The sequence below is a fragment of the Flavobacterium plurextorum genome (genome assembly GCF_024638035.1).
Taxonomy (GTDB): domain Bacteria; phylum Bacteroidota; class Bacteroidia; order Flavobacteriales; family Flavobacteriaceae; genus Flavobacterium; species Flavobacterium plurextorum.
Genome location: NZ_CP100442.1, coordinates 3,403,036 through 3,429,301, shown reverse-complemented (window position 1 = coordinate 3,429,301; position 26,266 = coordinate 3,403,036). Strand labels below are relative to the sequence as shown.

23 protein-coding genes are annotated in these 26,266 nt (G+C 34.1%); 14 read left to right on the top strand and 9 right to left on the bottom strand.

The window, feature by feature from the left end:
* Positions 1 to 4: 4 nt before the first annotated feature.
* Positions 5 to 658: an HAD hydrolase-like protein gene (locus NLG42_RS15320; RefSeq protein ID WP_099718146.1), complete on the bottom strand. Its 654-nt coding sequence runs from the start codon at positions 656 to 658 to the stop codon at positions 5 to 7.
* A 110-nt stretch (positions 659 to 768) separates the two neighbouring features.
* Between NLG42_RS15320 and NLG42_RS15315 the strand changes: the two genes are divergently transcribed.
* Positions 769 to 1,335 carry a helix-turn-helix domain-containing protein gene (locus NLG42_RS15315; protein WP_089055530.1) on the top strand — a complete coding sequence of 189 codons (567 nt, stop codon included), beginning with the start codon at positions 769 to 771 and terminating at the stop codon, positions 1,333 to 1,335.
* An 86-nt stretch (positions 1,336 to 1,421) separates the two neighbouring features.
* On the opposite strand, the gene NLG42_RS15310 is transcribed toward NLG42_RS15315, so the two are convergent.
* Positions 1,422 to 2,477, bottom strand: a complete 1,056-nt coding sequence (locus NLG42_RS15310; protein WP_257681480.1) for an NAD(P)-dependent alcohol dehydrogenase — start codon at positions 2,475 to 2,477, stop codon at positions 1,422 to 1,424.
* A gap of 303 nt (positions 2,478 to 2,780) precedes the next feature.
* Between NLG42_RS15310 and NLG42_RS15305 the strand changes: the two genes are divergently transcribed.
* Entirely contained in the window at positions 2,781 to 3,263 is a 483-nt protein-coding gene (locus tag NLG42_RS15305) for a hypothetical protein (RefSeq protein WP_257681479.1), read from the top strand.
* Between the two features lie 100 nt (positions 3,264 to 3,363).
* Here NLG42_RS15305 and NLG42_RS15300 read toward each other — a convergent pair whose 3' ends face one another.
* Together NLG42_RS15300 and NLG42_RS15295 are read right to left on the bottom strand one after the other, a co-directional pair.
* Positions 3,364 to 4,587, bottom strand: a complete 1,224-nt coding sequence (locus NLG42_RS15300) for a PQQ-dependent sugar dehydrogenase (protein ID WP_257681478.1) — start codon at positions 4,585 to 4,587, stop codon at positions 3,364 to 3,366.
* Positions 4,588 to 4,745: 158 nt separating this feature from the next.
* A complete protein-coding gene (locus NLG42_RS15295; protein WP_257681477.1) occupies positions 4,746 to 5,759 on the bottom strand; it encodes a zinc-binding alcohol dehydrogenase family protein in 1,014 nt (337 codons plus the stop codon).
* A gap of 211 nt (positions 5,760 to 5,970) precedes the next feature.
* Between NLG42_RS15295 and NLG42_RS15290 the strand changes: the two genes are divergently transcribed.
* Both NLG42_RS15290 and NLG42_RS15285 read left to right on the top strand, forming a co-directional pair.
* A complete protein-coding gene (locus NLG42_RS15290; protein ID WP_257681476.1) occupies positions 5,971 to 6,525 on the top strand; it encodes a GNAT family N-acetyltransferase in 555 nt (184 codons plus the stop codon).
* A gap of 11 nt (positions 6,526 to 6,536) precedes the next feature.
* Positions 6,537 to 6,971 carry a DoxX family membrane protein gene (locus tag NLG42_RS15285; RefSeq protein ID WP_089056719.1) on the top strand — a complete coding sequence of 145 codons (435 nt, stop codon included), beginning with the start codon at positions 6,537 to 6,539 and terminating at the stop codon, positions 6,969 to 6,971.
* A 744-nt stretch (positions 6,972 to 7,715) separates the two neighbouring features.
* Here the strand turns inward: NLG42_RS15285 and NLG42_RS15280 are convergent.
* On the bottom strand, positions 7,716 to 7,865 hold the full coding sequence (locus NLG42_RS15280) for a hypothetical protein (RefSeq protein ID WP_257681475.1): 150 nt from the start codon (positions 7,863 to 7,865) through the stop codon (positions 7,716 to 7,718).
* Positions 7,866 to 8,139: 274 nt separating this feature from the next.
* Here NLG42_RS15280 and NLG42_RS15275 point away from each other — a divergent pair, with 274 nt between their 5' ends.
* Together NLG42_RS15275 and NLG42_RS15270 are read left to right on the top strand one after the other, a co-directional pair.
* A complete protein-coding gene (locus NLG42_RS15275) occupies positions 8,140 to 8,976 on the top strand; it encodes a sulfite exporter TauE/SafE family protein (protein WP_089055537.1) in 837 nt (278 codons plus the stop codon).
* Positions 8,963 to 9,370: a DUF1634 domain-containing protein gene (locus tag NLG42_RS15270; RefSeq protein ID WP_257681474.1), complete on the top strand. Its 408-nt coding sequence runs from the start codon at positions 8,963 to 8,965 to the stop codon at positions 9,368 to 9,370. Before NLG42_RS15275 ends, NLG42_RS15270 begins: the two co-directional genes overlap by 14 nt.
* A gap of 36 nt (positions 9,371 to 9,406) precedes the next feature.
* Here the strand turns inward: NLG42_RS15270 and NLG42_RS15265 are convergent, their stop codons facing one another.
* Both NLG42_RS15265 and NLG42_RS15260 read right to left on the bottom strand, forming a co-directional pair.
* The gene (locus NLG42_RS15265) at positions 9,407 to 10,822 is read right to left on the bottom strand and encodes an aminotransferase-like domain-containing protein (protein WP_089056716.1); all 1,416 of its coding nucleotides are present in this window, start codon (positions 10,820 to 10,822) and stop codon (positions 9,407 to 9,409) included.
* A gap of 63 nt (positions 10,823 to 10,885) precedes the next feature.
* Positions 10,886 to 11,278 carry a hypothetical protein gene (locus NLG42_RS15260; RefSeq protein ID WP_089056715.1) on the bottom strand — a complete coding sequence of 131 codons (393 nt, stop codon included), beginning with the start codon at positions 11,276 to 11,278 and terminating at the stop codon, positions 10,886 to 10,888.
* 163 nt (positions 11,279 to 11,441) lie between these two features.
* Here NLG42_RS15260 and NLG42_RS15255 point away from each other — a divergent pair, with 163 nt between their 5' ends.
* On the top strand, positions 11,442 to 12,464 hold the full coding sequence (locus tag NLG42_RS15255; protein WP_257683990.1) for an LLM class flavin-dependent oxidoreductase: 1,023 nt from the start codon (positions 11,442 to 11,444) through the stop codon (positions 12,462 to 12,464).
* Positions 12,465 to 12,750: 286 nt separating this feature from the next.
* On the opposite strand, the gene NLG42_RS15250 is transcribed toward NLG42_RS15255, so the two are convergent.
* Entirely contained in the window at positions 12,751 to 15,159 is a 2,409-nt protein-coding gene (locus NLG42_RS15250) for a TonB-dependent receptor (protein WP_257681473.1), read from the bottom strand.
* Between the two features lie 271 nt (positions 15,160 to 15,430).
* Here NLG42_RS15250 and NLG42_RS15245 point away from each other — a divergent pair, with 271 nt between their 5' ends.
* Both NLG42_RS15245 and NLG42_RS15240 read left to right on the top strand, forming a co-directional pair.
* Positions 15,431 to 17,338 carry a fumarate reductase/succinate dehydrogenase flavoprotein subunit gene (locus tag NLG42_RS15245; protein ID WP_099718140.1) on the top strand — a complete coding sequence of 636 codons (1,908 nt, stop codon included), beginning with the start codon at positions 15,431 to 15,433 and terminating at the stop codon, positions 17,336 to 17,338.
* An 84-nt stretch (positions 17,339 to 17,422) separates the two neighbouring features.
* Positions 17,423 to 18,169, top strand: coding sequence for a succinate dehydrogenase/fumarate reductase iron-sulfur subunit (locus tag NLG42_RS15240; protein WP_089056712.1), 747 nt, complete (start codon positions 17,423 to 17,425; stop codon positions 18,167 to 18,169).
* A 223-nt stretch (positions 18,170 to 18,392) separates the two neighbouring features.
* Here the strand turns inward: NLG42_RS15240 and NLG42_RS15235 are convergent, their stop codons facing one another.
* Positions 18,393 to 19,142, bottom strand: coding sequence for a 4-hydroxy-tetrahydrodipicolinate reductase (locus NLG42_RS15235; protein ID WP_089056711.1), 750 nt, complete (start codon positions 19,140 to 19,142; stop codon positions 18,393 to 18,395).
* 417 nt (positions 19,143 to 19,559) lie between these two features.
* Between NLG42_RS15235 and NLG42_RS15230 the strand changes: the two genes are divergently transcribed.
* The 5 genes from NLG42_RS15230 to NLG42_RS15210 all read left to right on the top strand — a co-directional run bounded on the left by NLG42_RS15230 (position 19,560) and on the right by NLG42_RS15210 (position 26,170).
* A complete protein-coding gene (locus NLG42_RS15230) occupies positions 19,560 to 19,910 on the top strand; it encodes a hypothetical protein (RefSeq protein WP_257681472.1) in 351 nt (116 codons plus the stop codon).
* A gap of 254 nt (positions 19,911 to 20,164) precedes the next feature.
* Complete coding sequence (locus tag NLG42_RS15225) at positions 20,165 to 20,860, top strand: ABC transporter ATP-binding protein (RefSeq protein WP_089056709.1); 696 nt, start codon at positions 20,165 to 20,167, stop codon at positions 20,858 to 20,860.
* Between the two features lie 31 nt (positions 20,861 to 20,891).
* Positions 20,892 to 23,180 carry a TonB-dependent siderophore receptor gene (locus tag NLG42_RS15220; RefSeq protein ID WP_257681471.1) on the top strand — a complete coding sequence of 763 codons (2,289 nt, stop codon included), beginning with the start codon at positions 20,892 to 20,894 and terminating at the stop codon, positions 23,178 to 23,180.
* Between the two features lie 190 nt (positions 23,181 to 23,370).
* A complete protein-coding gene (locus NLG42_RS15215) occupies positions 23,371 to 24,822 on the top strand; it encodes an ABC transporter permease (RefSeq protein ID WP_257681470.1) in 1,452 nt (483 codons plus the stop codon).
* A 1-nt stretch (position 24,823) separates the two neighbouring features.
* Positions 24,824 to 26,170 carry a DUF3526 domain-containing protein gene (locus NLG42_RS15210; protein ID WP_257681469.1) on the top strand — a complete coding sequence of 449 codons (1,347 nt, stop codon included), beginning with the start codon at positions 24,824 to 24,826 and terminating at the stop codon, positions 26,168 to 26,170.
* Positions 26,171 to 26,266 lie beyond the last annotated feature (96 nt).

Genomic DNA, 26,266 nt, shown 5'->3' with positions numbered 1-26,266 from the left:
TAAATTAAAGTTTGTTTTTTAATTCTGATAAATCGTCAATAATATAATGGTGATAATGATGCTCTAATTCCTCGCGGCTGTATGCTCCAGTCGTCACACCGACTACTAATCCGCATTTTGCATTTTCGCCTTGCTGCAAATCAGACATTGTATCACCAACTTTTCCAACTAATGAAGCGTCTGCAATATTAAAATGCTCCATAGCTCTAAAAATCATATCTGGATAAGGACGTCCGTGCTCAACCTCATCAGAAGTAATACTGAAATCGAAATCAACACCTTGTTTCCAATTTAGTTTTTCGAAAATAGCATCGGCAATCGGACGAGAAAATCCTGTATCGAAAGCTACTTTTATACCATTGTTTCTTAAGTACTGAATCGTTTCATGAGCATTTGAAGTTGCTTTTACATCGTTGCTCTGCTCATAAAAAGCAATCATTTTTGCTACAAAAACCTGATGGATTTTATTTATTAACTCAGGTCTTTTTTCTTCTAATAAAATCGAAATCGCTACTGGTTTTTCATAACCCATTACTACATTAATCTGATCAAGAGAAAAATCATAACCAAATTCTTTTAAAGCAGCTTGCAATGTTAAGCCAACTTTATTTTCATCATGGACTGTCGTACCAGCCATATCAAATACAATTAATTCCATACTTTTGTTTATTTTTACAGTGCAATATTACTATACAAATGTTTACTATATGTAAACAAATCGTAAAGTAATGTTTATTATTAATAAACTTTTGTATACAAATACTAAACATGGAAGGAGCTATTTTACTTGAAATCAGCAAGAGAATAAAACAATACCGAATCGAAAAAGGCTTTACTGTACAGGAACTTGCAGATTTAAGTGACGTAAGTAAAGGCATGATTTCTCAAATTGAGAACGGAAGAAGCATTCCTTCACTAACAGTTTTACTCAGCGTCGTTTCTGCACTGCAAATTAACTTGAGCGAGTTCTTTAAGGATATGACTCAGGAAGATGAAATGGTTCTAATAAAAAGAAAGGATGAATACGATCTGTTTCAAAAGGAAGGATCTAACGGTTTTTCATACGAGCGTTTTTTAACTCGGACAATAAAAAATTCTACTATTGATATTGTTTTCTTAACTCTTGAACCTAATAGTTACAGAGATCAGGTAAGTACTGATGCTTTTGAATATAAATACATTATATCCGGCGAAGTTGATTATTTGATAGCAAATGAAACCTACACTTTAAAAGAAGGTGATTCGCTGTTTTTTGATGGAAGATTAAAACACGTGCCAATCAACAAAAGCAAAAAGCCTGTAAAGATGCTAATCGTATATTTTTTCGATAATTAAAAAACTGCTTTTTAGCTAACAATTAAAAAATCCCAAGTATCAATAAGATGACACTTGGGATTTTCTTTTTTCTAAATCTTAAACTATTACTTCAAAGAAGCCATATCAATTACAAAACGATATCTTACATCGCTTTTCAGCATTCTTTCATAAGCTTCGTTGATTTCCTGCATTTTAATAATTTCAATTTCCGAAACGATATTGTGTTTTCCGCAAAAATCTAACATCTCTTGTGTTTCGGCAATTCCACCAATTACAGAACCTGCAACAGATTTTCTTCCTAAAATCATTGGCACCGTATTTAAAATAGGTTCTAAACCTCCTAAATACCCAACTAGAACTAAAGTACCACTGATACTTAATGTCGCAACATAAGGATTTACGTCATGCACATAAGGAACAGTATCAATAATTAAATCAAACTTTCCGTTTACGGCATTCATCTGATTATTATCTGTTGAAATTACTACAGCATCTGCACCTAGTTCTAAAGCGTCTTTTTCTTTATCTGGAGTTCTTGAGAACAAGGTAACTTCGGCACCAAGACCTTTTGCCAGTTTAATAGCCATATGTCCAAGTCCGCCCAAACCAACTACTGCTACTTTGCTTCCTTTGCCAACATTCCAGTGTTTTAATGGTGACCAAGTTGTAATTCCTGCACAAAGTAATGGTGCAACAGCGGCTAAGTTTAAGTTTGAAGGCACTTTTAAAACAAAATGTTCGTCGACTACTACTTTTTGAGAATAACCTCCATAAGTATGTCCGCCTAAATGAACATCTCGGCCATTGTAAGTTCCTGTAAAACCATTTAAGCAATACTGCTCAAGGTCATTTTTACAACTGTCACAAGTATGACACGAATCGACTAAACATCCTACTCCTGCTAAATCGCCGACTTTAAGTTTCGTTACTTCGCTTCCTACCTTAGTTACTCTTCCCACAATTTCATGACCAGGAACAGCTGGATATTGTGTTCCTCCCCAATCGTTTCTTGCAGTATGTAAATCTGAATGACAGACACCGCAATACAAAATTTCTATTTCAATATCTTTTGCCAAAACTTCTCTGCGCGCGATTGTCATTTCTTCTAATGATGCATCGGCTGCAATGGTTCCAAATGCTTTTGCGTTAATTGTGTTCATACTTTATATATTAAATTATAGTGTAAAATTAAAAACCCTCTCTCTTTAAAAATAACAGAATAGAAACATTTACTTATGAAATTCAAACAATTCTAAACCTTATAAAGATAACTAATTGGATTGTTTTTTCATAACCAAAAAACAACATAACAACTAATAATCAACACATTAAAAACAAAAACCTCAGTAATCATCGATTTTATACTGATAATTATATAATTGCAAAGTTCAATAATGTAAGCATTCCTGCTATTATAGATTTAACTTTGAATAGAGCATTTTTTGAACTATAAACCTAAGATTATGGATTTATATATTTTCATACAACTGGTTTTAATTTCGGGAGCTGCGACATCAGCAATGACGTGGTTCAGCTATTTTATGTCTAAAAATTACAGAAAATTATACAAAGAACCCGTGCTTCTAAGCTCGGTATTAGTCCAAATGAACATTGATATTACAAACGAGTGTAAAGATAATTTGGGCTGGTTTCTTCATTTTGTAATTGGCTTTCTATTTGTAGCAGCTTATCATATCATTTGGGCAGAAGATATTTTAGCAATTTCAGCACTTAGTGCTCTTATTCTTGGAGTAATCAGCGGTATAATTGGCATAATCAGCTGGATGTTTATTTTTAAATTCACTCATTATCGTCCCCCCCTTGGTTTTAGAGATTACTATATTCAGCTGTTTTTTGCCCATATCATTTTTACTGTCGTAGCAACTGCTCTTTACTTTCTTACTTTAATTTTACTCATTGTAACGAAAGCTTACTTCACTATTTAAAAACACTCACAAATTGACTAAAACACAACAGCCATTTTTTTAAACAAATAATGGCGCCATATTGCGCCATTATAGTTTTATTATACAAAATCTTGAAGTCTTACTTTTTATCAATTTTATAAAGCCTTCCTTGGTCCGTCACGGCATATAAAGCACCGTCACTGCCTTGCGTAATATCTCTAAAACGTTGATTTTCGCTGGCAAGAAGTCTTTCTTCTCCTGCAACTTTATTATCTTTAATAACAAGGCGAACGATATGCATGCCGCTTAAACAGCCAACAAACAAATTATTTTCCCATTCTGGTATACGATTTCCTGCATAAAAAGTAATTCCGCTTGGCGATACAACAGGATCCCAATAATAAACAGGCTGCTCCATTCCTTCTTTTTGCTGAATTCCGGCACCAATAGGTTCTCCGCTGTATTCAATTCCGTATGTAATTATCGGCCAGCCATAATTTAATCCAGCCTGAAGGCGATTAATTTCATCACCACCTCGCGGTCCGTGCTCGCTCAGCCAAATTTCTTTCGTAATTGGATGCACAGCCAGTCCTTGCGGATTTCTATGTCCGTAAGTAAACAATTCAGGCAATGCTCCTGCTCCCGCAAAAGTTGGATTTCCCGCTGCAGCTTTCCCTTCTTTTGTTATTCTGATCACTTTTCCTAAACTAGCTGTTAAAGATTGTGCCAAAGGTCTGGTTTCTAAAACGGAGCGTTCTCCTGTACTCACAATAAGATTTCCTGTTTGATCAAAAAGAATTCGTCCTCCGTAATGCAGATTACTTGCGTTTGCAGGACTTGAGCGATAAATTACCATCGCATTTTCGATCGTTTTTTCATCATTGGATAATTTTCCCTTTGCCACCGAAGATATATTTCCGCCCGAAACTGCTTCAGAGAAAACCCAATAAATCATTCGGTTTGAAGCAAAATCAGGATCTAAACACAACCCTAATAAACCGCCTTGTCCTGAAGCATTTACTGCTGGCAAACCAGTAATAGGAGCGCTTACAACTCCTGCAGGAGTAACAATACGCATTGTTCCTGTTTTTTGAGTAACCAAAAGACGTCCGTCTGGCAGACTTTTTACTCCCCACGGATTTGTTAATTCTGACGTAAGAAAAACAGCCTGAAACGCAGTATTCGTAGTCACACCATTTACTCGGGTTTGCCCTGCAAATGCAGGTTTATAATTAGAATTTGGCTTTTCTTTTTCTACAGGATCCGTTTTTGTTCCTCCATCATTCTTTGCTTTATCATTACTTGAACAGCTAAACGTCAAAAAAGCAGTTGAAAGAACAAAAATGTATTTAATTTTTTTCATAGCAGTTATTAGTTAATTTGGGTTAATACAAACAAATATCTAAAATTAAGGATATTAACTTTTACATGATTTACATTTTAACTTATAGAATTTCACCAATTTACAAAAAAAAGTCCAATCGAGTTGAATTGGACTTTTGAATTCTTTTAAAGAAAAACTTAGAGTTTTATTGCAATTTTTCCAATCGTTTTTCCTGACTCTAAAAGCTGGTGCGCCTTTTTAAGGTTATCTGCTGTAAGACCTATTAATGTTTCATTTAAAGTGGTTTTCAAAACACCTTCATCTAATAAATCTGCTATTTTATTCAAAATATTATGCTGTTCGATCATATCTTCTGTTTGAAACATCGAACGTGTATACATTAACTCCCAGGAAAAAGATACACTTTTGCTTTTCAATTTATTCAACGCCACAGGATCACTGCTTCCAGTAATTGAAGCAATATGACCTTGAGGTTTTATCAATTCAACCATTAAATCCCAATACAAGTTCGTGTCGACAAAGTCTAAAATAAAATCTACATTTTCAAAACCAGCTTCTCTAACAGATGCAATTAAGTTTTTATGATCAACTACAAAATCAGCTCCTTGTTTTTTGCACCAATCTATCGTTTCTGGACGCGAAGCTGTTGCAATCACAGTTAAACCAGCGATTTTTTTAGCAAGCTGAATTGCAATCGACCCAACTCCGCCGGCACCTCCAATTATTAGAATTGATTTTCCTTTGTCCTTTTCCGGATTTATTCGGATTCGATCAAACAAAATTTCCCAAGCTGTTAAACCTGTCAACGGTATAACAGCAGCTTCTTCAATACTTAACGATTTTGGCTTTCTGCCAGTAATTCGTTCATCAATAATTTGATATTCGGCATTGCTTCCTTGTTTTGTAATATCACCCGCATAATAAACTTCGTCTCCTTTTTTAAACAGCGTAACATTTTCGCCGACAGCTTCTACAATTCCAACAGCGTCCCAGCCAATAATCTTCGGATTTTCTAAAACGGTATCTTTAGCACTGCTCTGACGAACTTTAAAATCTACCGGATTTACTGAAATGGCATCTATTTTTACTAATAAATCATGGACAGCAGGAACTGGTTTTGACGTTTCAAATTCAATAAAACTGTCTTTTTCCGCTATAGCCAATGATGTTTTAAATCCTATTGCTTTCATTTTTATACTTTTTTATTTCGTTATTTCTCTTTTTTAATACTTACCTCAACTGGTTTACTTTAACAAAGATACAAGGAGATTAAATTTTAAATATGGTATATTTTAATCCTATAATGGTACAAATTCAGCATAATAAGTTAATCTCTATTTAAAGTCATTACTTGCCCTGAATATTATAATTGTAAATTTGTAAAAAGTAAAATACTCTATTATGATTATCAGAAAAGCTGCTGCCTCCGATTCTAAATACATTGCGCCGATTTTATTACTTGCAATGGAAGACATAATTTATAAATTTATCTGCAAAGACGATTATAACAGCGCACTTGAATTTTTGCAGCATTTTGTCGAAACAGAAAACAATCAATATTCCTATCAAAATTGTTATGTAGCCGAAGCTGATAATGAAATTATTGGTGCAGTTAATCTTTATGATGGTGCCGATTTGCAAAAATTGCGCAATCCGATAATCGAATATGTGAGAAACAATTATAATCCCGATTTTAATCCCGAAGATGAAACGCAGGCTGGAGAGTATTATATTGACTCTTTAGGTATAAATCCTAAACATCAGGGAAAAGGAATTGGTTCTGCAATTCTGCAATTTTTAATTGATAAATACGTTCATAAAAATAAAGAGACTTTAGGTTTACTTGTAGAAGAAGCTAATCCAAATGCTAAAAAATTATATTTAAAGCTTGGTTTTAAACCCGTTGGACATAAAACTTTGGTAAAAAAGAATTTGGAACATCTTCAAATTAACTAAAATAAAAATAGATGAGAAACATATCGACAGCAGATGCAGGATTAGTATTAAGAATAGTTTTAGGAATTACAATGCTTTCGGCAGTAGCAGATCGATTTGGACTTTGGGGCGCACCAGGATCTAACGCAGTTGCGTGGGGAAACTGGGAAAATTTTGTCATCTATACGCAGTCTCTTAACACGTGGGCAAGTAAATCTACAGCAGAAATATTAGGTGCCGCAGCCACATTTTTTGAAATTCTGCTCGCCGTATTATTACTCAGCGGATTTAAAACTAGAATTGCAGCTTTTGGCACTGCGGTTTTAATGCTTCTTTTTGCTCTCGCAATGGCTGGTTCTGTTTCGATAAAAGCACCATTTGATTATTCTGTTTTTACCAGTGCGGCTGCAGCTTTACTACTCTCAACAATTGCTAAAACCACTTTTGCGGTTGATAATAGGATTTGATGTACTGTACTAGATTAAATTCTTTTGTATTAGCAATATTTTTTCAATAGTTAAATATTAATGCGAATGTTAAAATAATTAAATTGTACAAAGAGTGAATAATTAAAGAATTAATAAAGCACGTTTCTAGTCTAACTTTTGTTAATATAATGCAGAGTATAAATTGAGGCATAAATAACAGTACTATTTCAAACGGATTTAAACTATGTAATTCTCTTTTGTCATAATTATCAAAATGTATCAAGACAAAACTTATAACTGAAAAGCAAATAAGTAAAATTTCAATTAATCTATGAGAGAAATTCTTTTTATACTGATTAACCAAAATTAACAGGATAAACAATACACAACTTACTTGAGTATAAATATAAGTTGACGATAAAAGAAAAACAAGACATATAATAATACTAGCTGGAAAATACACATTCCTTCTTAGTGACAATCTAAATGTTGTCTCTTCTAATAATGGAGAAAAAAAAACAGCTCCAAAGCAACTCCAAATTAAATTATTAAAGAAACTTTCTTCTAATTTATTACTTATCACCTCTTCAAAATCAAGCAAAGCTTTCATGCCTTCGATAAGAAGAACAATGACAGTACAAAGCAGCACATACTTCAGAATGTAAATACTATTTTTCTTTTGGAATACTGTTAAAAAACAATTCATTCTTTTTTACTTATTTTTAGCAGCATCTGCTTCTTGATTGCTTTGAATAGAATCCTCAGCCTTCTTTAAAGTCTAATTTAATGGCTTATATAAAATAAAGCTTTACCTAATATTTCTCCTAAAAAGTAAAAACAAAAGATCAAAAATAATGAAGCATATAATATAATTAGTGCTTTTTTATATTCTTTACCTAGAAAACTTTTTTCAAATATATTCTGTTGTTCCATAAAGTGTTTTTTTATAAAATAAAATATCAAATTTTAAACTCAAATATACATTTTTATATTTTTAACGACAAATTACCTTACAAAACATTATTACTAAAAAAGTAATCTTAATTTAATTATTACAACGCTGCACCTTATATAAAAAAGAATTTCCAAGCAATATACCTAAACATTAAATCATAAAATAAAAACTTTTTTAAGGCGTTTTTAAGCCTCTTATTTTTTCAGGAACTGATATGTATTCGTAAATTAGCCACAAACAAAACATATCTTAATGACAGTACTTACATTTACCCTGATTATGCTTCTTGGCGCTTTTATGGCTGGTTTTATTGGTTCATTGTCAGGATTGGGCGGCGGTATAATTATTATTCCACTATTAACTATTATACTTGGTGTTGATATACATTATGCAATTGGAGCTGCTTTAGTTTCGGTAATTGCAACTTCTTCCGGCTCTGCGGCGGCTTATGTAAAAGAAGGAATTACAAATATGCGTCTTGGGATTTTTCTTGAAATCGCAACTACTATTGGTGCCGTTGGAGGCGCTTTACTTTCGGCAATTGCTCCTACTTCTTTCATTGCTGTTTTATTTGGACTTACATTGATTTTTTCGGCAATAAATTCTCTTAGAAAAAAAGAAGAACATATTGTTTTAGAATCAAGTCCTTTGGCTAAAAAACTAAAACTAGAAGGAACTTATCCCACTCATAACGGAGAAGTTGTTCATTACGGAACAAAAAATGTTATTGGAGGTTTTAGCATGATGGGACTTGCGGGAATGATGTCTGGTTTACTCGGAATAGGTTCTGGTGCTTTTAAAGTAATTGCAATGGATAATATTATGCGTATTCCGTTTAAGGTTTCAACTACAACAAGTAACTTTATGATGGGCGTTACGGCAATGGCGAGTTCGGTAATTTATATTCAAAAAGGATATATTGAACCCGGAATATGTATGCCGGTTGTTATTGGTGTATTGTTTGGCGCTATGGCAGGTGCTAAAATTTTGGTTAGAACAAACCCTAAAAAACTACGAATCTTTTTTGCCTGCTTGATCTTTGTTCTCGCAATTAATATGATATATAATGGACTTAATGGAAAAATCTAAAGTTATGCAGCACGAAAAATTTGGAGAAAAAGATTTTCAAACCATTATTGGTAATTTACTGCGTTATGGTGTTTGGATTTCTCTATCGGTAGCTTTTATTGGAGGTATCGTTTATTTAATGCATCACGGAAGCGACATTGAAGATTATTCGGTTTTTAAAGAAAATGACCGAAATATCTTTGAAGTAATTGCGACTGTTTATCACGGAGTAATTCGAGGTAACGGCGAGTATCTAATTTATTTTGGAATCATTTTACTCTTCTTGACACCAGTTTTAAGGGTTATATTCTCTTTGTTTTCATTCTTCCTTGAAAAAGATTATTTGTATGTCGTGATTACGTTAATCGTTATTCTGATTATTATAACCAGTATTTCTTTTGGATTTTCTCACTAATTTAAAACAATTGAACGTTTACTTGAAATAAAAAACTTAAATCGTATTCTTTATTAACTGACCTAATCGTTTTAAGTCAAATTCGGTTTTTTCATTCCATTCAACAGCAAAATTAAGCCTCATACAATTATTGTATTGATCGTGCTGTGTAAAAACTCTGCCCGGTGCAAAACCTATTTTTTGTTTTACAGCCGTATCAAAAAGTACTGCTGTATCAATGCTTTTGTCTAATTCAAGCCAAAGAAAAGAGCCTCCCTGCGGCTGCGAAATCTTTGTGTTTTCGGGGAAACAATCCTCGATAGTTCGTTGAAAATGAAGTGAATTAGTATATAATGTATTTCTAAAATTTCTTAAATGATGATCGTATCTGCCGTGTTCTAAAAAATCAGCAATTACTTCTTGATACAATGAAGGCTGACAAATAGTCTGTACTAATTTTTCTCTGATTATCTGATCTTTAAACTTTCCTGGAGCAACCCAGCCTACTCTAAATCCTGGAGCTAAAGTTTTAGAAACAGAACCGCACCACATTACAATACCAGCTTCGTCATAATATTTACAAGGTTTTGGTCTTGATCTCCCAAAGAAAAGATTGCCATACAAATCATCTTCTATAAGTGGAATATTATGATGTGTGAGCATTTTTACCAATTCGATTTTGCTTTCATCCGGCATCAAACTTCCAAGCGGATTGCTGAAATTACTCATAAAACAACAGACATCAATTTTATGAATCACTTTTTTCAACGCTTCTAAATCGACACCTGTAACTGGATGAGTAGGAAGCTCAATAATATTAAGTCCCAAAGTTTGGGCAACTTGAATAATTCCAAAATAAACAGGACTTTCAATTGCAATAGTATCACCTCTTTTGGCAACTGCCATTAAACAATTATAAATAGCATTCATAGCTCCTGAAGTAATTACAAAATCATCCTCAGATAACTTCCCATCTAATATAAGTGACCATTTTGCTATATTTCGTCTCAAGTCAGCGTTTCCTTGAACTGGCTCATAACTTGTGCCGCTTTCTGCCCAATTACGTGCCGCTTTAAGAATTCCTTTATTCAGTTTTGCAATTGGAAGCAGACTTTCATCAGGAACTCCTAATGAAAATCTGCTGATACTTTTATCCTTCAGCGTATCAAAAACCTTAGTAATCAAATCTTCTGGCGCAGCTTGATTTTCAGATAGTTTTAATTTATTCATTGAAGGAATTGCCAACTTTCTATTTGAAGTTTTACTTATGTAAAATCCAGATTTTGGTCGAGATTCGATCAACGATTTACTTTCGAGCTCTAAAAATGCTTGTTTTATTGTATTTAAACTTACGTCGTGCAACTTTTGCAAAGCACGAATTGACGGAAGTTTGTCTCCAATTTTTAGAGTTTCAGAGAATATCTGCTCTTCTATTATATTTGCAATTTTTAGATATAAAACTTCTTTTGCCATCTTTTTACTTCTTAATCTGTACCCTGTAAAAATATAAAAATTAAATCTGTAACCCTTGTAAAATTAATTGCAAACACTTAACCAATTGGATAGTTTCTCAGCTGCATTCTGAATTTTAATGGAACGCGTTTCTATATCTTTAAAAGTTGAATGAAAAATCGTTTCTGCATGAGATTTCAAATTCTGCTCCGCTTCAATACTGTAAAATTCTTTTTCCCAATACGAATTAATTTCAGGTTCTTCAGCATTATTAATGGTAACAAAAGCATATCCAATAACTCGATTCTCAAAAGAAGCAACACTTAATGGAAGCCCTAAATTATTTATTAAATATGATGATCTGTCTTTAGAATTACTATTCACAGCGCTTTTATTCTGGCACATATTTACAACAGATTTTAATGATGATACATTAACTTCATTAAACTGAATGCTGGCTGTTTTAGTGGTTTTCATTTCTATAGTTATTTAGTTTCAAAGCAAAATTAGCGGGCAAAACAGATTAGATACAGATACAAAAAACAATTATTTTACAGGTACAGTTGACTAATATCAACAATCTTAAAATCGCTTTTTTTTGAGAGGAGAAAAAAATAAATTTAATATCTTTACTATTATGATAGAAATAGGAATTGACAGTTTTGCTTCGGCAATGTATGGCGACAACAACACTTTAAGCAGTGTTGATGCAATGGAACAACTGCTGCAAAGAATTGAATTTGCAGATCAGGTTGGATTGGACGTTTTCGGAATTGGAGAACATCATAAAAAAGAGTTTCTTGACTCGGCTACAGTTGTTATTTTAAGTGCCGCTGCAGCGAGGACAAAAAACATCAGACTGGCAAGTGCCGTTTCTGTTTTGAGTGCTGCTGATCCTGTGCGTGTGTATCAAAGTTTTGCAACACTTGATTTGATCTCTAAAGGAAGGGCTGAAATTGTTGTAGGCCGCGGATCTTCGATTGAAGCTTATCCCCTTTTTGGATATAATCTGAACGATTATGATGCTCTTTTTCAGGAAAAACTTGACTTGCTTTTACAAATTAGAGATAATGAATTTATAAACTGGAGCGGAAAATTTCGTCCAGCAATAAATAATCTGCCAATTTATCCTAGAGCATTACAGGAAAAACTTCCTGTTTGGCTGGGCGTTGGCGGAACTCCTGAATCATTTGTCAGAGCAGGAAGTTTGGGATTGCCTTTGATGGCTGCCGTAATTGGAGGACAAACACATCGTTTTCGTCCGTTAATAGACTTATATCGTGAAGCTGGAAAAGCAGCAGGTTTTAAACCACATGAACTAAAAGTAGGTTTACATTCTCCTGGTTATGTTTCGAATACAACCCAAAAAGCAATCGAAGAATATTATCCTGGATATTCAGAACTTTGGACAAAATTAGGAAGAGAACGCGGCTGGCCTCCAGTAACAAAAGACAAATTTGATGGTTTGATTGATGATCTGGGTGTTTTAATTGTAGGAAGTCCTGAAAGAGCTGCCGAAAAAATTCTGCTTCACAGCGAAGCACTTGGTGGAATATCGAGATTTACTTTTCAAATGGATAATGCAGGATTAACACATTCTCAGCTAATGAATGCCATAGAACTTATTGGTACAAAACTTATTCCTTTAATACATAAAGGATAGTTTTTTTCGCCGCTCCCAATAGCTATCGGGATTGCAGATTAAGCAGATTTATTTTTGATCTTAGAAATAGTTAAATCTGAGGAGATCTGATTAAATCTCTTTAAATCTGCGTAAAAGCTATTTTGATACAGATTAAAAAATCCTCTTAATCCGTGGCTAAAGTTTCTTTATCACAGCATCCGCTTAGGCAAACTTTTCACAACAATAAACTATAAACTATAAACAAAAAAAGCATCCGCCAAAACTGACGGATGCTTTTTCATTTATAACAATTCTACGATTTTAATTAAAACTTGTATGTTACACCAACTCTAAAATTGATTGGCTGTTCTGTCTGCCAGTAATAAGCTGATAGATATGAATAGTACGAACCGCTGTAAAGGTATTTATTCAAGATATTAAATACGTTTGCCGTAACCTTAAACTTTCTAGTGTCATAAGATAAACCTCCATCAAGTTTAAAATAGTTAGGAAGTTTTTCAAGTCCAACACTCCAAGTATCTGTCAATCGTCCTGCAAGATAAGTTCCGCCTATAGACGCTCCAAGACCTTTAAAAGTTCCGTTTTGAATACTGTAGTTTAACCAAGCATTTGCAGTATGTTTTGCATAACCAGGAACAATAGAGCCTTCTGTAATAGTAGAAACATTAGACTCTAATACAACCGATTCTGTAAACGCATAATTTGCAATTAAATTAAGACCATCAAAGATTTTCCCTCTCAAATCAAACTCAACTCCTTGTGCTCTTTTTTCACCTAAAACAAGGCTAAACTGCTGTCCCGGAGTATTTGCAGGATCTGATGTTAATTCGTTTTTCTTTAAAATACTGTATGCTGCCAATGTTGTACTCCAAGAACCATCAAACCAGTCTTTCTTAAAACCAAACTCAACATTGTTTCCTGTAAGTGGTTTTACACTTTCTCCACTTTTAATAACACCCGATTGCGGTGTAAAAGCCTGATCATATAAACCGTAAACCGCTAAATTTTCAGTAATAGAATAACTAAGTCCTACACGAGGCGTAATATGACTGTCTTCTTGTGTAGATCCCCAGCTTGATTGACTTAACCAAGTATATCTTGCAGCAAGTGTTAATCTCAATTTATTTTCAAAAAAACCAAGTTCATCTTGAATATAACCAGCAGCATATTTAGAACTCATTAGTCCACCTGCTCTTTGGCTTAAAGGTGTTTTATGATCAAACTCAGGAAAACCATTAGATGGAGTTCCGTAATCTGGATTATAAACATTAAAAGGTTTATCAACAGTATCAAGATCATGCGATTGTCCCCAATCTGCCATATAATCTTTGTTACCTAAATCAACTCCACCTAATACTTTATGCGATACAGAACCTGTATTGAATTTTCCGTTAACAAATATTTGTCCTAAATACATATTACTTTCAGCATCCCAAATACCAACATTTCTAATAATTTCTCCTTTTGCAAGAGTTCCTTCAGAAACACCGTCAAAATTTCTATCTACATTACCCGGACCAACTACTCCCGGCCAAGAACTATATCCTTGCTGAATATATTTAAAATAGGATGTTTGCGCAGTAAGTTTCCATTTATCGTCAAATTTATGTTCAAACATCAAATAGCCGCTGTGATCTTGAATATTAGTATCTGGCAAACCAGGCTGTGTCATTGTAAAACCAACTGGTAATGTTGCATATCCGTCAGATTCAGGTCCAAATACATAAAAAGAACCAACCTCAGTCATATTTGCATATTGAAAATTATACTCCGCCGTAATTTTTGTTTTATCATCAATTTGATATGAAATAACTGGCGCAATTACATAACGATCATTATGTTCGAAAGGACGATGTGAACCTTTTTTCTGTGCAGCACCATTAAAACGGTATAATAATTTACCTTTTTTATCCAATTTCCCGTCAAGATCTATACTTGCTCTGTAAAAATCATAGCTTCCTGCCATTACAGTCGCTTCCCCTTTTGTAATTCCCGTTGGCTTTTTAGTCACCACATTATATAGTCCGCTTGGATCACCGCTTGAAAGCATAAATCCTGCAGGTCCTTTTACAAACTCAATATGATCTACAAAACTCATATCTTCCGTTAATGGTCCCCAAAAAGAAGAAACTACATTAAAACCATTACGAAAAGCCTGAATTTGTGAACCACGCATTGTAATATTTGTATACATATCTCCCCAATGCTCTAAACGTACAGCACCACTCACATTACGAATTACTCCGTCGCTCATACTCACAATCTGCTGATCTTTTAAAGTCTGTGCGCTTACAATTTGAATGTTCTGCGGAATTTCTAAAACAGGCGTTTGAAGACGCAATGACAAAGAAGGTTTGTCCTGCTTGTATTTGTTTTTTGTAATTACAACTTCTTCAAGATCTTCTTGACTTTCTGAAAGTGAAAAGTTTTTAGTTGTAGTCTGGTTTGAATAAACCTCAATCTCATTTTCTACTGCATGAATCCCAACTGCGCGAACACTTATAATGTATGAACCTGGCTTAACATTTTTAATATCGAATTGTCCGTTATCATTTGTAACAGCCGTATATTTTGTTCCTTTTAGAACTACAGAAATACCTTCTGCCGGTTGTTTTCCGCTTAGCGAAACTTTCCCGCTTACTTTACCCAAGTTCTGGCTCATCATATTTAACGAACTCAAGAAAAGCACCAAAAAGCAAACTTTCTTAATCATATTTATAATCATTTTAGTAAAATTTTAAGTTTTATTTGGCAAAAGTAATTGCTAATATTTTTCTACGCAAGTTATTTTTAATTATTCTAAATAAAATTAATGCTGAAAATAATAATTTAAAGCATTCGTAAAAATCAAAAACAGAATAATCTTGTAATACTTTTTTGAATATTAATTATTATTTATAAATTAGAGCTTACAAATTGTTAGTATTCTAAGTTTTAGCAGAAATTCTTCTATTACGAGTTATTCATTTTAAATTAAAAAAATAATGGATTCAAAAATACCTCAAGGCCCTCTTGCCGATAAATGGAATACTTATAAAGCTAAAGCCAAGCTTGTAAATCCTGCAAATCGAAAAAAACTAAATGTTATTGTCGTTGGAACTGGGCTTGCTGGCGCTTCCTGCGCTGCATCACTGGCAGAACAAGGCTATAATATTAAATCGTTTTGTTTTCAAGATTCAGCAAGAAGAGCACATTCTGTAGCTGCACAAGGCGGCGTTAACGCAGCCAAAAACTACAAAAATGATGGTGACAGCGTTTTCAGAATGTTCTACGATACTATCAAAGGCGGTGATTTTAGATCTCGCGAAGCAAATGTTTACCGCTTAGCCGAATGTTCTGCCGCTCTAATAGATCACGCGGTAGCACAAGGCGTGCCGTTTGCGAGAGAATATGCCGGTTATTTAAACAACAGATCTTTTGGAGGTGTTCAAGTTTCAAGAACTTTTTATGCCCGCGGACAAACAGGTCAGCAGCTTTTATTGGGTGCTTATCAAGCCTTAATGAGACAAGTTTCTACAGGAAAAGTCACCACATACACACGTCATGAAATGCTCGATTTGGTCATTATTGACGGAAAAGCAAAAGGAATTATTGCTCGAAATCTTGAAACAGGAGCATTAGAACGTCACAGTGCAGATGCTGTAGTTTTAGCCTCTGGAGGTTACGGAAAAGTATATTATCTTTCGACATTGGCAATGGGTTGTAATAGTTCTGCAATTTGGAGAGCACATAAAAAAGGCGCTTATATGGCAGGTGTAAGCTGGATTCAGTTTCACCCAACTTCTCTGCCTCAGCATGGCGCCAATCAATCCAAACTTACTTTAATGTCGGAATCACTGCGTAATGACGGACGCATTTGGGTTCCCAAAACTGCCGCAGATGATCGAAATCCAAATACAATTCCTGAAGAAGAAAGAGATTACTATTTAGAACGCCGTTATCCCTCTTTCGGGAATTTAGCTCCGAGAGATATTTCGTCACGTGCTGCAAAAGAAAGAATTGACGCGGGACATGGCGTTGGACCAATGAAAAATGCTATTTATCTCGATTTTTCTGATGCCATAAAAGCACAGGGAAAAAATAGTATAGAAGCAAAATACAGTAATCTTTTTGCGATGTACGAGAAAATTACGGGAATCAATGCTTATAAAGAACCAATGCTGATTTCTCCTGCAGCGCATTTTACAATGGGCGGACTTTGGGTTGATTATGAATTAATGACCACAATTCCGGGATTATTTGCTTTAGGTGAAGCTAATTTCTCTGATCACGGAGCCAATAGACTGGGCGCAAATTCATTGCTGCAAGCCTGCGTCGATGGTTATTTTATAGCACCGTATACTATTCCGAATTATCTATCAGGAGAATTAAATGTTCCTAAATTTGATACAAATCATCCTGCTTTTGAAGAGGCCGAAAAAGCAGTTCGAACACAATTAGACAAATTTTTAAACAGTAAAGGAACTCTCAGTGCAGATTATTTTCATAAAACTATCGGAAAGCTTCTTTATGAAAAATGCGGTCTCTCTAGAACCAAGGAAAACCTTGAAGAGGCTATTATAGAAATCAAAAAATTAAAAGCTTCGTTTGAAAAAGACCTGTTAATTACAGGCGACGATACACTTAACAGTGAATTAGAAAAGGCAGGCCGTATTGCTGATTATTTAGAATTGGCTGAATTAATGTGTTATGATGCTTTACAGAGAGAGGAATCCTGCGGAGCTCATTTTAGAGAAGAATATCAAACTACTGAAGGTGAAGCAGTTCGTAATGACAGTGATTTCTGTTATGTTTCGGCTTGGGAATATCAAGGAAAAGATCATCCGCAGAAATTGCATAAAGAACCTCTTGTGTTTGAATCTGTAGAGCTTGCAGTGAGAAGTTATAAATAAATGGTCAGTTGTGAAATGTGAAAAGCAGCTGAAAACAGAATGCTTTACGTAAAAATCAAAAACTAAAACAAAAACTAAAGGCATATGAAACTATTTTTAAAAATATGGCGTCAGTTTGATACTTCCTCAAAAGGAGAAATCGTAGATTATGAAATAGACGGTGTTTCTGAGCATATGTCTTTTCTAGAAATGCTTGATCTTTTGAACGAATCGCTTATTCAGAAAAAAGAACGTGTTATCGAATTTGATCACGACTGCAGAGAAGGTATCTGCGGACAGTGCGGTGTTATGATTAACGGACGTGCACACGGACCTTTAAAAAATACGACAACCTGCCAGCTTCATATGCGAAGCTTTAAAGATGGCGAAACTATTTATATTGAACCTTTTAGAGCAAAAGCTTTTCCAGTGCTTCGAGATTTAAAAATCGATAGAAGTGCTTTTGATTCTATTATAACTTCTGGCGGATTTATTGGAGCCTCAACTGGTCAAGCGCCAGAAGCCAATAGTATTCCAATATCTTACGAAACTGCCGAAGCTTCGTTTGATGCTGCCGCCTGTATTGGCTGCGGTGCCTGTGTTGCTACCTGCGTAAATGCAAGTGCAGCTTTATTTGTCGGAGCCAAAATAACTCATTTGGCTTTGCTTCCTCAAGGAAAAATAGAAGCTTCAAAAAGAGTATTAAATATGGTGAAAGAAATGGACGCTGAAGGTTTTGGAAACTGCTCTGATACAAGAGCCTGCGAAATCGAATGCCCACAAGGAATTTCGGTACTTTCTATCGCAAAAATGAATTATGAATATAGCAAGGCTGTACTTTTGAGGAAATAAATTTTGATGTAATTTTTTTTTTTAAGCCGCCGATTAATAGGATAAAAAATATGTCATTTCGACTGAAAGGAGAAATCGCACTAGAAATGCCGTAACAATGATCGCCAATCTTTGTTGACTCACTAGTGCGATTTCTCCTTTCAGTCGAAATGACAAATAATCTGCTTAATCAATATTTTAATACAAAACTTAGCGTCTAAGTTCCTTTGCAGTAACAAAACTATTATACCGCAAAATAAGGCGTCAAAATATCTTCAAAATTATAAAGACCTTTTTTCTTGTCTTTTAAATTCTCGGCTACAAAAACAACTCCGTTTCCAAAGGCTTCTCTTGAAATAGATTCATGAATTAACCGCACGGTTTGGAAAGGAAATCCAAAAATAACCTCGTGTTTTCCTACTATTCCTCCTGCTCTAACTGAATTTATATTTTCTTTTTCAATATCTAAGGCTTCTGCAATTTTTACAGCAGTTCCAGATGTTCCTTCTTTTTTCTTAAAATGCTCTTCGTTTACTTCAATATCAACCCAAGGCGCAATTTTCTTTAAAAATTTAGCCGCAAATAGTAAATAGTTCACTCCTAAAGTGATATTTGGCGACCAAAAAACAGTGGTTTTATTGGCTAATTTTTTTAGCAGTTTTAATTCTTTCTCTTTATAATGTGAGATTGCCGAAATGATTTTTACTTTTCGATTCGCAGCAAACTCTCCATAAGTATAAATTCCCTCACTTGACGAAAAATCAATGATAACATCTACTGGATGTTTCTCCAGCAGCTCTTCAACACCAGTATTAGAACTAGAATAGATTAATCCAGGTTCTTCTGATTCAATTCCTAAAAACTCTGGAACTGATCTGTGTTCTAAAACTTTACTTTGTCTTAAAACCCATTCCAAAGAGAATCCTTTATTTTCTAATAGTATTGAAGCTACTGATTTTCCAGTTTTTCCGAATCCGATTAATCCTATTTTCATATGTATTTTTTTTATTGAGTATGAAACTCGTTAACAGAAATTGACCTAATTAAGATGAAAAGTAAATCATAAAAAATGTATTTTATGAATCTTAAAAAATGTCCTAGTAAGGTAAAAATAGGGATTATATAACAGGCTGACTAACAAAAACTGCATTATATAACATTTTTTAATGCTTTTAACAGGAATAATACGTATCTATTTTTGAGATAAAAATGGGTAATACTAATTCATAAAACACCTAAAACCATAAATTTTAAACAGAAACAACAACATCAAACCTCCAAATAAGTCAGGATAGTTTAAATAATTCTCATAATCTTTTATTAAAACAAATAAGATACTATATTTGCAACACTGTTGCGTTACTTGTTTTTACTACTGATACTAACAAATAGCGCACAGAAATACCACTAAATGAGAAAGAAAGTCGTAGTTGTCAATTTCGTAATATCTTTAACTGTATTGTTTACAATGCTGTTTCAGACTATTCACTCCTACGAACACGTTTTTAAACAATTATCGGAGAAACATTGCGATCACAAATATAGTGCTGGTCAAAATGAGATAACACACAGCCATTCTGTAGATACAAACTGTTCTATTTGTCATTTTGCATTTAGTACATTTATTCCAAACTCTTTTCAGACCTTATCTTTTCATAAAGTAACTGTCGAAATATCTTATCAGTTTGTTTATTCTCAAACTGTTTCTACATTTTTCAAAGGCAGTCTTTTTGCCCTGCGTGCGCCGCCCGCATTACTTTAGTTTACCAAATTTATTCGTCACAATTTTAAAATTGCGCAATGCCTATTTCACTGTAAATAAGCAAAATCGTGTTTTATTATGATTTTTTATTTGAACTGTTTTGTTCTAAAATCAGTTCGGATAAATGAATACTTAATTTCAGTAAACTCTTTCTCGATTCCTTTTAAAAACTAAAGATCAAGCTTTTACAAACCTGTAACAGCCTGAAATTTCTATATCAATAATTAAAACCTTACCAAAATACATTAAAAATTATGCTGACAGCTGAGAATCTTACCAAAAAATATGGTGACAATATTGCTTTGAACAAATTAAATCTAACTATAAAAGAGGGTGAAATTTTTGCTCTTTTAGGTCAAAATGGTGCAGGGAAAACAACAACAATTAATCTTTTTCTTGGATTTATTGAACCTACAGACGGCGAGCTGCGAATCAATAATATTTCGGTTACAGAAAATACGCAGGAAACAAAAAAACACGTAGCCTATATTCCTGAAACGGTTATGCTATATCCTAATCTAAGCGGTTTAGAAAACCTAAAGTTCTTTTCGTCGCTGGCAGGATTCAAATATTCTGCCGGAGAATTGACATATTTTTTAACAAAAGCCGGTTTGCAAGCCGCGGCGCACAACAAAGATTTAGGAGGTTATTCTAAAGGAATGCGTCAGAAAGTTGGAATCGCTATTGCCATTGCCAAAAAAGCAAAAGTGCTTTTGTTAGATGAACCTACGAGCGGTTTGGATCCAAAGGCTTCTAATGAATTTTCGCAGATTTTAAAAGAACTTTCTGCTGATGGAACTGCTATTTTAATGGCTACACACGACATTTTTAGAGCCAGAGAAGTGGCTTCGCACATTGGAATCATGAAACAGGGAAACTTAGTTACGGTAATCGAAGCTGACAAAATCTCTGCAAATGAACTTGAAAATCTGTATTTACAAACGGTATAAAAGGAAATGAAATTTCCATTAAAGCAAAAAAATGAAACATTTATTCAGCCTTTTATTTTTAATAATTGGCACACATTATATACAATCTCAAACGGTTAACAGGAGATCAAAAGACACAATCGCTCCGGATTCTATCAAACGAAATGAGTTGCAAACGGTTGAAATTGTAGGTCGATCGACCAAAAAATACAACAGCGATTACTCGTTTGCTGCAACAAAAATTGCTGCTTTAAACAAAGATATTCCGCAGTCTATTTCGACAATAACCAAAGAATTAATTGCGGATAAAGCTGCATTTTATCTAGCCGATGCAGTAAAAATGTCAAGCGGCGTTATTCCTGCGAGTTATTACAATCAATATACCATTCGAGGAATCAGTCAAAATGAAGAAGGTCAAATTGTTAACGGAATGCGAACACGCCAATACTACTTTTTACAGCCTTTAACGAGTAATATCGAACGTGTTGAAGTTATTAAAGGTCCGTCGAGTGCAACATTTTCATCTGTAGATCCGGGCGGAAGCATCAATTTAGTAACAAAAAAACCATTGGCAATAGATAGAAAAGAAGTTAGTTTGAGCGTTGGAAGTTTCAGCACTTTACGAGGAACTTTGGATTTTACAGGTCCATTAAACGAATCCAAAACGCTTTTATATCGTGTAAACGGCGCCTATCAGCAAGCAAAATCATTTCGTGATTTAGTTAACAACAAATCGTTTTTATTCTCTCCTTCTTTCAGCTATATCCCAAATGAAAAAACAGCTATTAATACGGAATTGATTTTAAGCAATATGACCGGAATTCTAGACAGAGGTCAGCCGATTTTTGGCGCTGTTGCAGGAAAAACCAGTTTAAACAAAACTCCGATAAGCTTAAATCTTGGCGCGCCGAGTGATTTTTTTAAATCGAAAGAAATGATCTTGACAACCAATTTTGCTCATAAATTCAGTTCAAAAATTGGTTTTAATGCTGTTTATATGAAACAAACATGGACAGAAGATCTTCAGGAACATAGAACTACAAATGCTTTTGCGGTTGATATGAACAATAAACCTGTTACCAATCTGGCTATGATGCAATTTGTGCAGCGTCAGCAAAATTGGGATATCGACAACTTAAGTACTTATTTTAATTTTAATTTAAAAACTGGAAAATTAAATCACAAACTACTAACGGGTTATGATTTAAGCAGCTGGAACAAAAATAAAGGCGGCGGACAAAATGCAGCAAGAGGTTATTTGTTGAAAGACGGAACAGTTACAGGTTCTTTTGTCGCAGCAAATGCAGCAAATTATCAAACGGTTACCATTGACGGCGTAGTGATGCCTAAACCAAATGTTGAATATTTTAATTTGGGCAATCCGACTTATAAAATCACAAGTCCTAACGATTATACTTTAAATGTTAGAACCGCTCTGCCATCTGCCTTAACAACTACAAATGCGGTTTATATTCAAGATCAAATACAATGGGAAAAATTTACTTTTTTATTGGGACTGCGAAATGAATGGTTTGAAGACATTACCAATTATGACACCAGTAAAGAATTAAAAGTAAAGAAATCCGCTTTATTGCCAAGAGTTGGTATAACGTATGCGGTAAACGATGCAATTAATGTTTATACAACTTATCTTGAAGGTTATCAGCCACAGTCAAATACGGTAACTTTAATGCCGCAAACAGGAACTTTGCCTGCCGGAAGTTTATTTGATCCTCTTGAAAGTGATTTGAAAGAAGCAGGTGTAAAAATGACTTTTTTAAATAATTCGATGAGTTTCAACGCCGCGATTTATGAAATCAATCAGCGTAATATTTTAATGAATGCCAATGATCCTGCAAATCCCGATTTATTGGTGACAAGAGGTGCTGAACGAAGCCGTGGTTTTGAGTGTGATCTTGCCGGATATATTACGGCTGACTGGCAGATTAATGTTTCGTATAGTTATATCGATGCCGAAATTATTCAAGACAATAATCCAGCATTAATTGGTGCCAGAAAACAGAATACACCAAAAAACAGCGCCAATTTATGGACCCGTTACAACTTTGCTTCTGACTCTGTTTTAAAAGATCTCGGAATTGGTTTTGGAGTTCAATACCAAAGCAGTAAAGTGCCTTGGTTTACAAGAGATTTTACACTTCCTGATTTTACCATTTTTGATGCTGCTTTGTTTTATAAACCAAGTAAAAGTAATGTACAGATTGCTGTAAATGCTGGCAATTTATTAAACAAAACCTATTGGCTTGGTGCGCAGAATTATTTGCGTTTGTTTCCGGGAAGTCCTAGAAATGCAAGCCTTACTGTAACTTATAAATTTTAATTCGTTGAAGTGAGAAACATTTAAACACATAGAAACATAGATTTTTTTTCTAAAAAAGATAATTGAAAGAAACTAGTTTCTAACACATAGTTATATGAATTTATACAAATGAAACGCCTTGTAAAAATCAACCAAAAGCTATGTTTCTATGTGTTTAAACATTACACTCAACAGGTAAATTTTAATTAACATGAAATTATTACACCCCGAAATACTTATTGCTAAACATTTTAAGAACTCTGTTTTTAAAAACGCTGCAATATATGTAATTACACTTTTTATTGGTGCTCTGCTCCTATTTGCAGCGTTTTCCGGCTGGGACAATTACAAAAGTCAAAACGAAACCAGCGAAAAATATCAGCATGAATCCCGCGAAGACTGGTTGAAAAATCCAGATAAAAATCCGCATAGAATGGCGCATTACGGTAATTTTGCTTTTCGAAAAAGTACGTCTTTAAGTGTTTTCGAATTTGGAATGGAACCGTTTTTTGGAAATGCGATTTTCCTTGAAGCCCACAAACAAAATACGGCTAATTTCTCTGAAGCAGGATTCTCAAACAGTATGCTTCGCTTTGGCGAAATCAGTATTGCAATGGTTTTGCAGGTCTTGCTTCCGTTGTTGATCTTTTTTATTGGATTTAATTCTGTGGCTTACGAAAGGGAAAACGGGACTTTAAAAATCCTTTTAAGTCAAGGAATCAGCTGGAAACAACTTTTGTTTGGTAAAATCCTAGGCATTGCAAGCGTCGTTATGCTGCTTTTTGTTCCAACTATTATTGTTTTGGTTTTGATTTGGTTACTGCTTCAAAACTTCTCCATTTCGACAGATGAATCAATTAAAATGCTGTTGTTTATTGCATTCCATTTTATTTATCTGATGTTCTTTTGTGTTGCTGCCGTTTTGATTTCGGCTTCAAGCAAAACATCAAAAAAAGCGTTGGTTTCTTTAATTGGAATCTGGTTGATTTTTACCATTATTCTGCCAAGAACAACTCAGGCAATTGGAGCGTATTTGTATGAAGCACCTTCAAAAATTCAGTTTAACAGCGATATCGAAAAAGACATTTTGAAACAAGGCGACAGTCATAATCCAAACGATGTGCATTACAAGGCTATAAAAGATTCTTTATTGAGAGTTTACAAAGTCGATTCCGTACAAAAGCTTCCGTTTAATTATTCTGGTTTTATTATGACTGAGGGCGAAAAAATCAGCTCAAATATTTACAATAAACATTTAGAAAATCTTCTGCAAATTTATGCTGAGCAAAATAGTTTTTCTAAAGCTGTTTCGTTCCTAAATCCCTACATCGCAATGAAAAATCTATCGATGGGATTATCAAATACAGATTATGATTCGTACATCGATTTTCAAAAACAAGCCGAGAAATATCGTTATGAAATGGCACAAAAAATGAATGCTTTACAAATAAAATACATCAGCAATAAAAAACCGCAGCCTAACGATAAACCTTTAACAATTGGTAAGGAACATTGGGCTGATGTTGAAGAATTTCATTATGAACCTAAAAGCATCTGGGAGGTTTTAAAAACCGAAATCGCCTCTGTTATTTCTATTCTTTTGTGGGTAATTCTGTTGTTTATTTTGATCAGAATTGCTGCTAAAAACCTAAAAGCCATTTAATATGTTAGTACTCTTATTTAAAAATTTCATACGTTCGAAAGGCACCAAAATTGGATTGCTTTTTTTACTCGCAATTGGCTTTATAAGTCTTTTAATTGGACATCAGTTTCAGGAAAAACAACAGAATAATATTACTGAAGCGGCAATTTACCAAAAGGAACATATAGCGAGAAATGCCGCTTTTCATAAAGACGAAATTGGACTTCTGCTCTACTACATCAAGTTTTCGCTGGTTAATAAAACACTGCCTATAAACAGTTTATCAATTGGACAACGCGATGTAAATCCGTCTATTCAAAGCGTTACTATTCGTGGTCTCGAAGCTCAGAAATACGATTCAGAACTTAATAATCCGAGCAATCTTTTAGCCGGAAATATCGATTTTAGTTTTGTGCTTTTGTATTTATTTCCGCTTTTGATAATCGCTTTTTCATATAATATTATTTCTGAAGAAAAAGAATCTGGAACTTGGAAAATTGTAGCGACACAGAGTCCAAATACCTTTTTATACATCTTGAAACTATTCTACATCCGAATTTTAATTTTAATTGGACTTCTGACTTTGATTCTTTTGGCAGCGGTTATCTTTTTACAAATTCCAATTGACAAATCGTTTATGGTATTTTACGGACTTTCTGTTTTGTACTTATTATTTTGGTTTGCCATTTGTTTTTTTATTGTTTCGCTGCAAAAAAACTCAAACTTCAATGCGGTCATTCTATTGACGATTTGGTTATTCTTGATTATAATTCTTCCTGCTGGAATTAATACGTACATTATCAATAAATACAAAGTTCCTGAGGCTTTAGAATTAACGCTTACGCAGAGAAATGCTTACCACGAAAAATGGGATATGGACAAGCAGGAAACGTTGGATAAATTCTACAAACATTATCCGCAGTTTAAAAATTATCCTTTGCCTGATAAGGAATTCAGCTGGCTTTGGTATTATGCAATGCAGCAAATGGGTGACGATGAATCTGCTGTTCATTCAAAAGAATTAGAAACTAAACTGCAGCAGCGCAATAATGCCGGCGAATTTATTGCACAGTTTATTCCAACGCTTCATACTCAAATTCAGTTGAATGAAATTGCAAAATCAGATTTACGAAATCAGCTTTTATTTTTAAAAGAAACGACACAATTTCATGAAAAGCTGCGTTTATATTTCTATCCAAAAATATTTGACAATGCTCCGGTTAATCAGGAAAAATGGGAGAATTTTAAAGTTGAAACTTTTAATGATAACTCTGAAACTAGTTTTGTAAAAGCGTTTTTACCCTTATTGCTTTTTAATTTACTGCTGATTGGTTTTGGATGGAGGAATTTTAAACGTAAGGTCATTTAATCCTTACGTTTTTTTGACTGCAAAATTCGCAATCCCGACAGCTGTCGGGATTGCGAATTTATTAAACTCATAGATTTGCCATTTCGACGAAGGAGA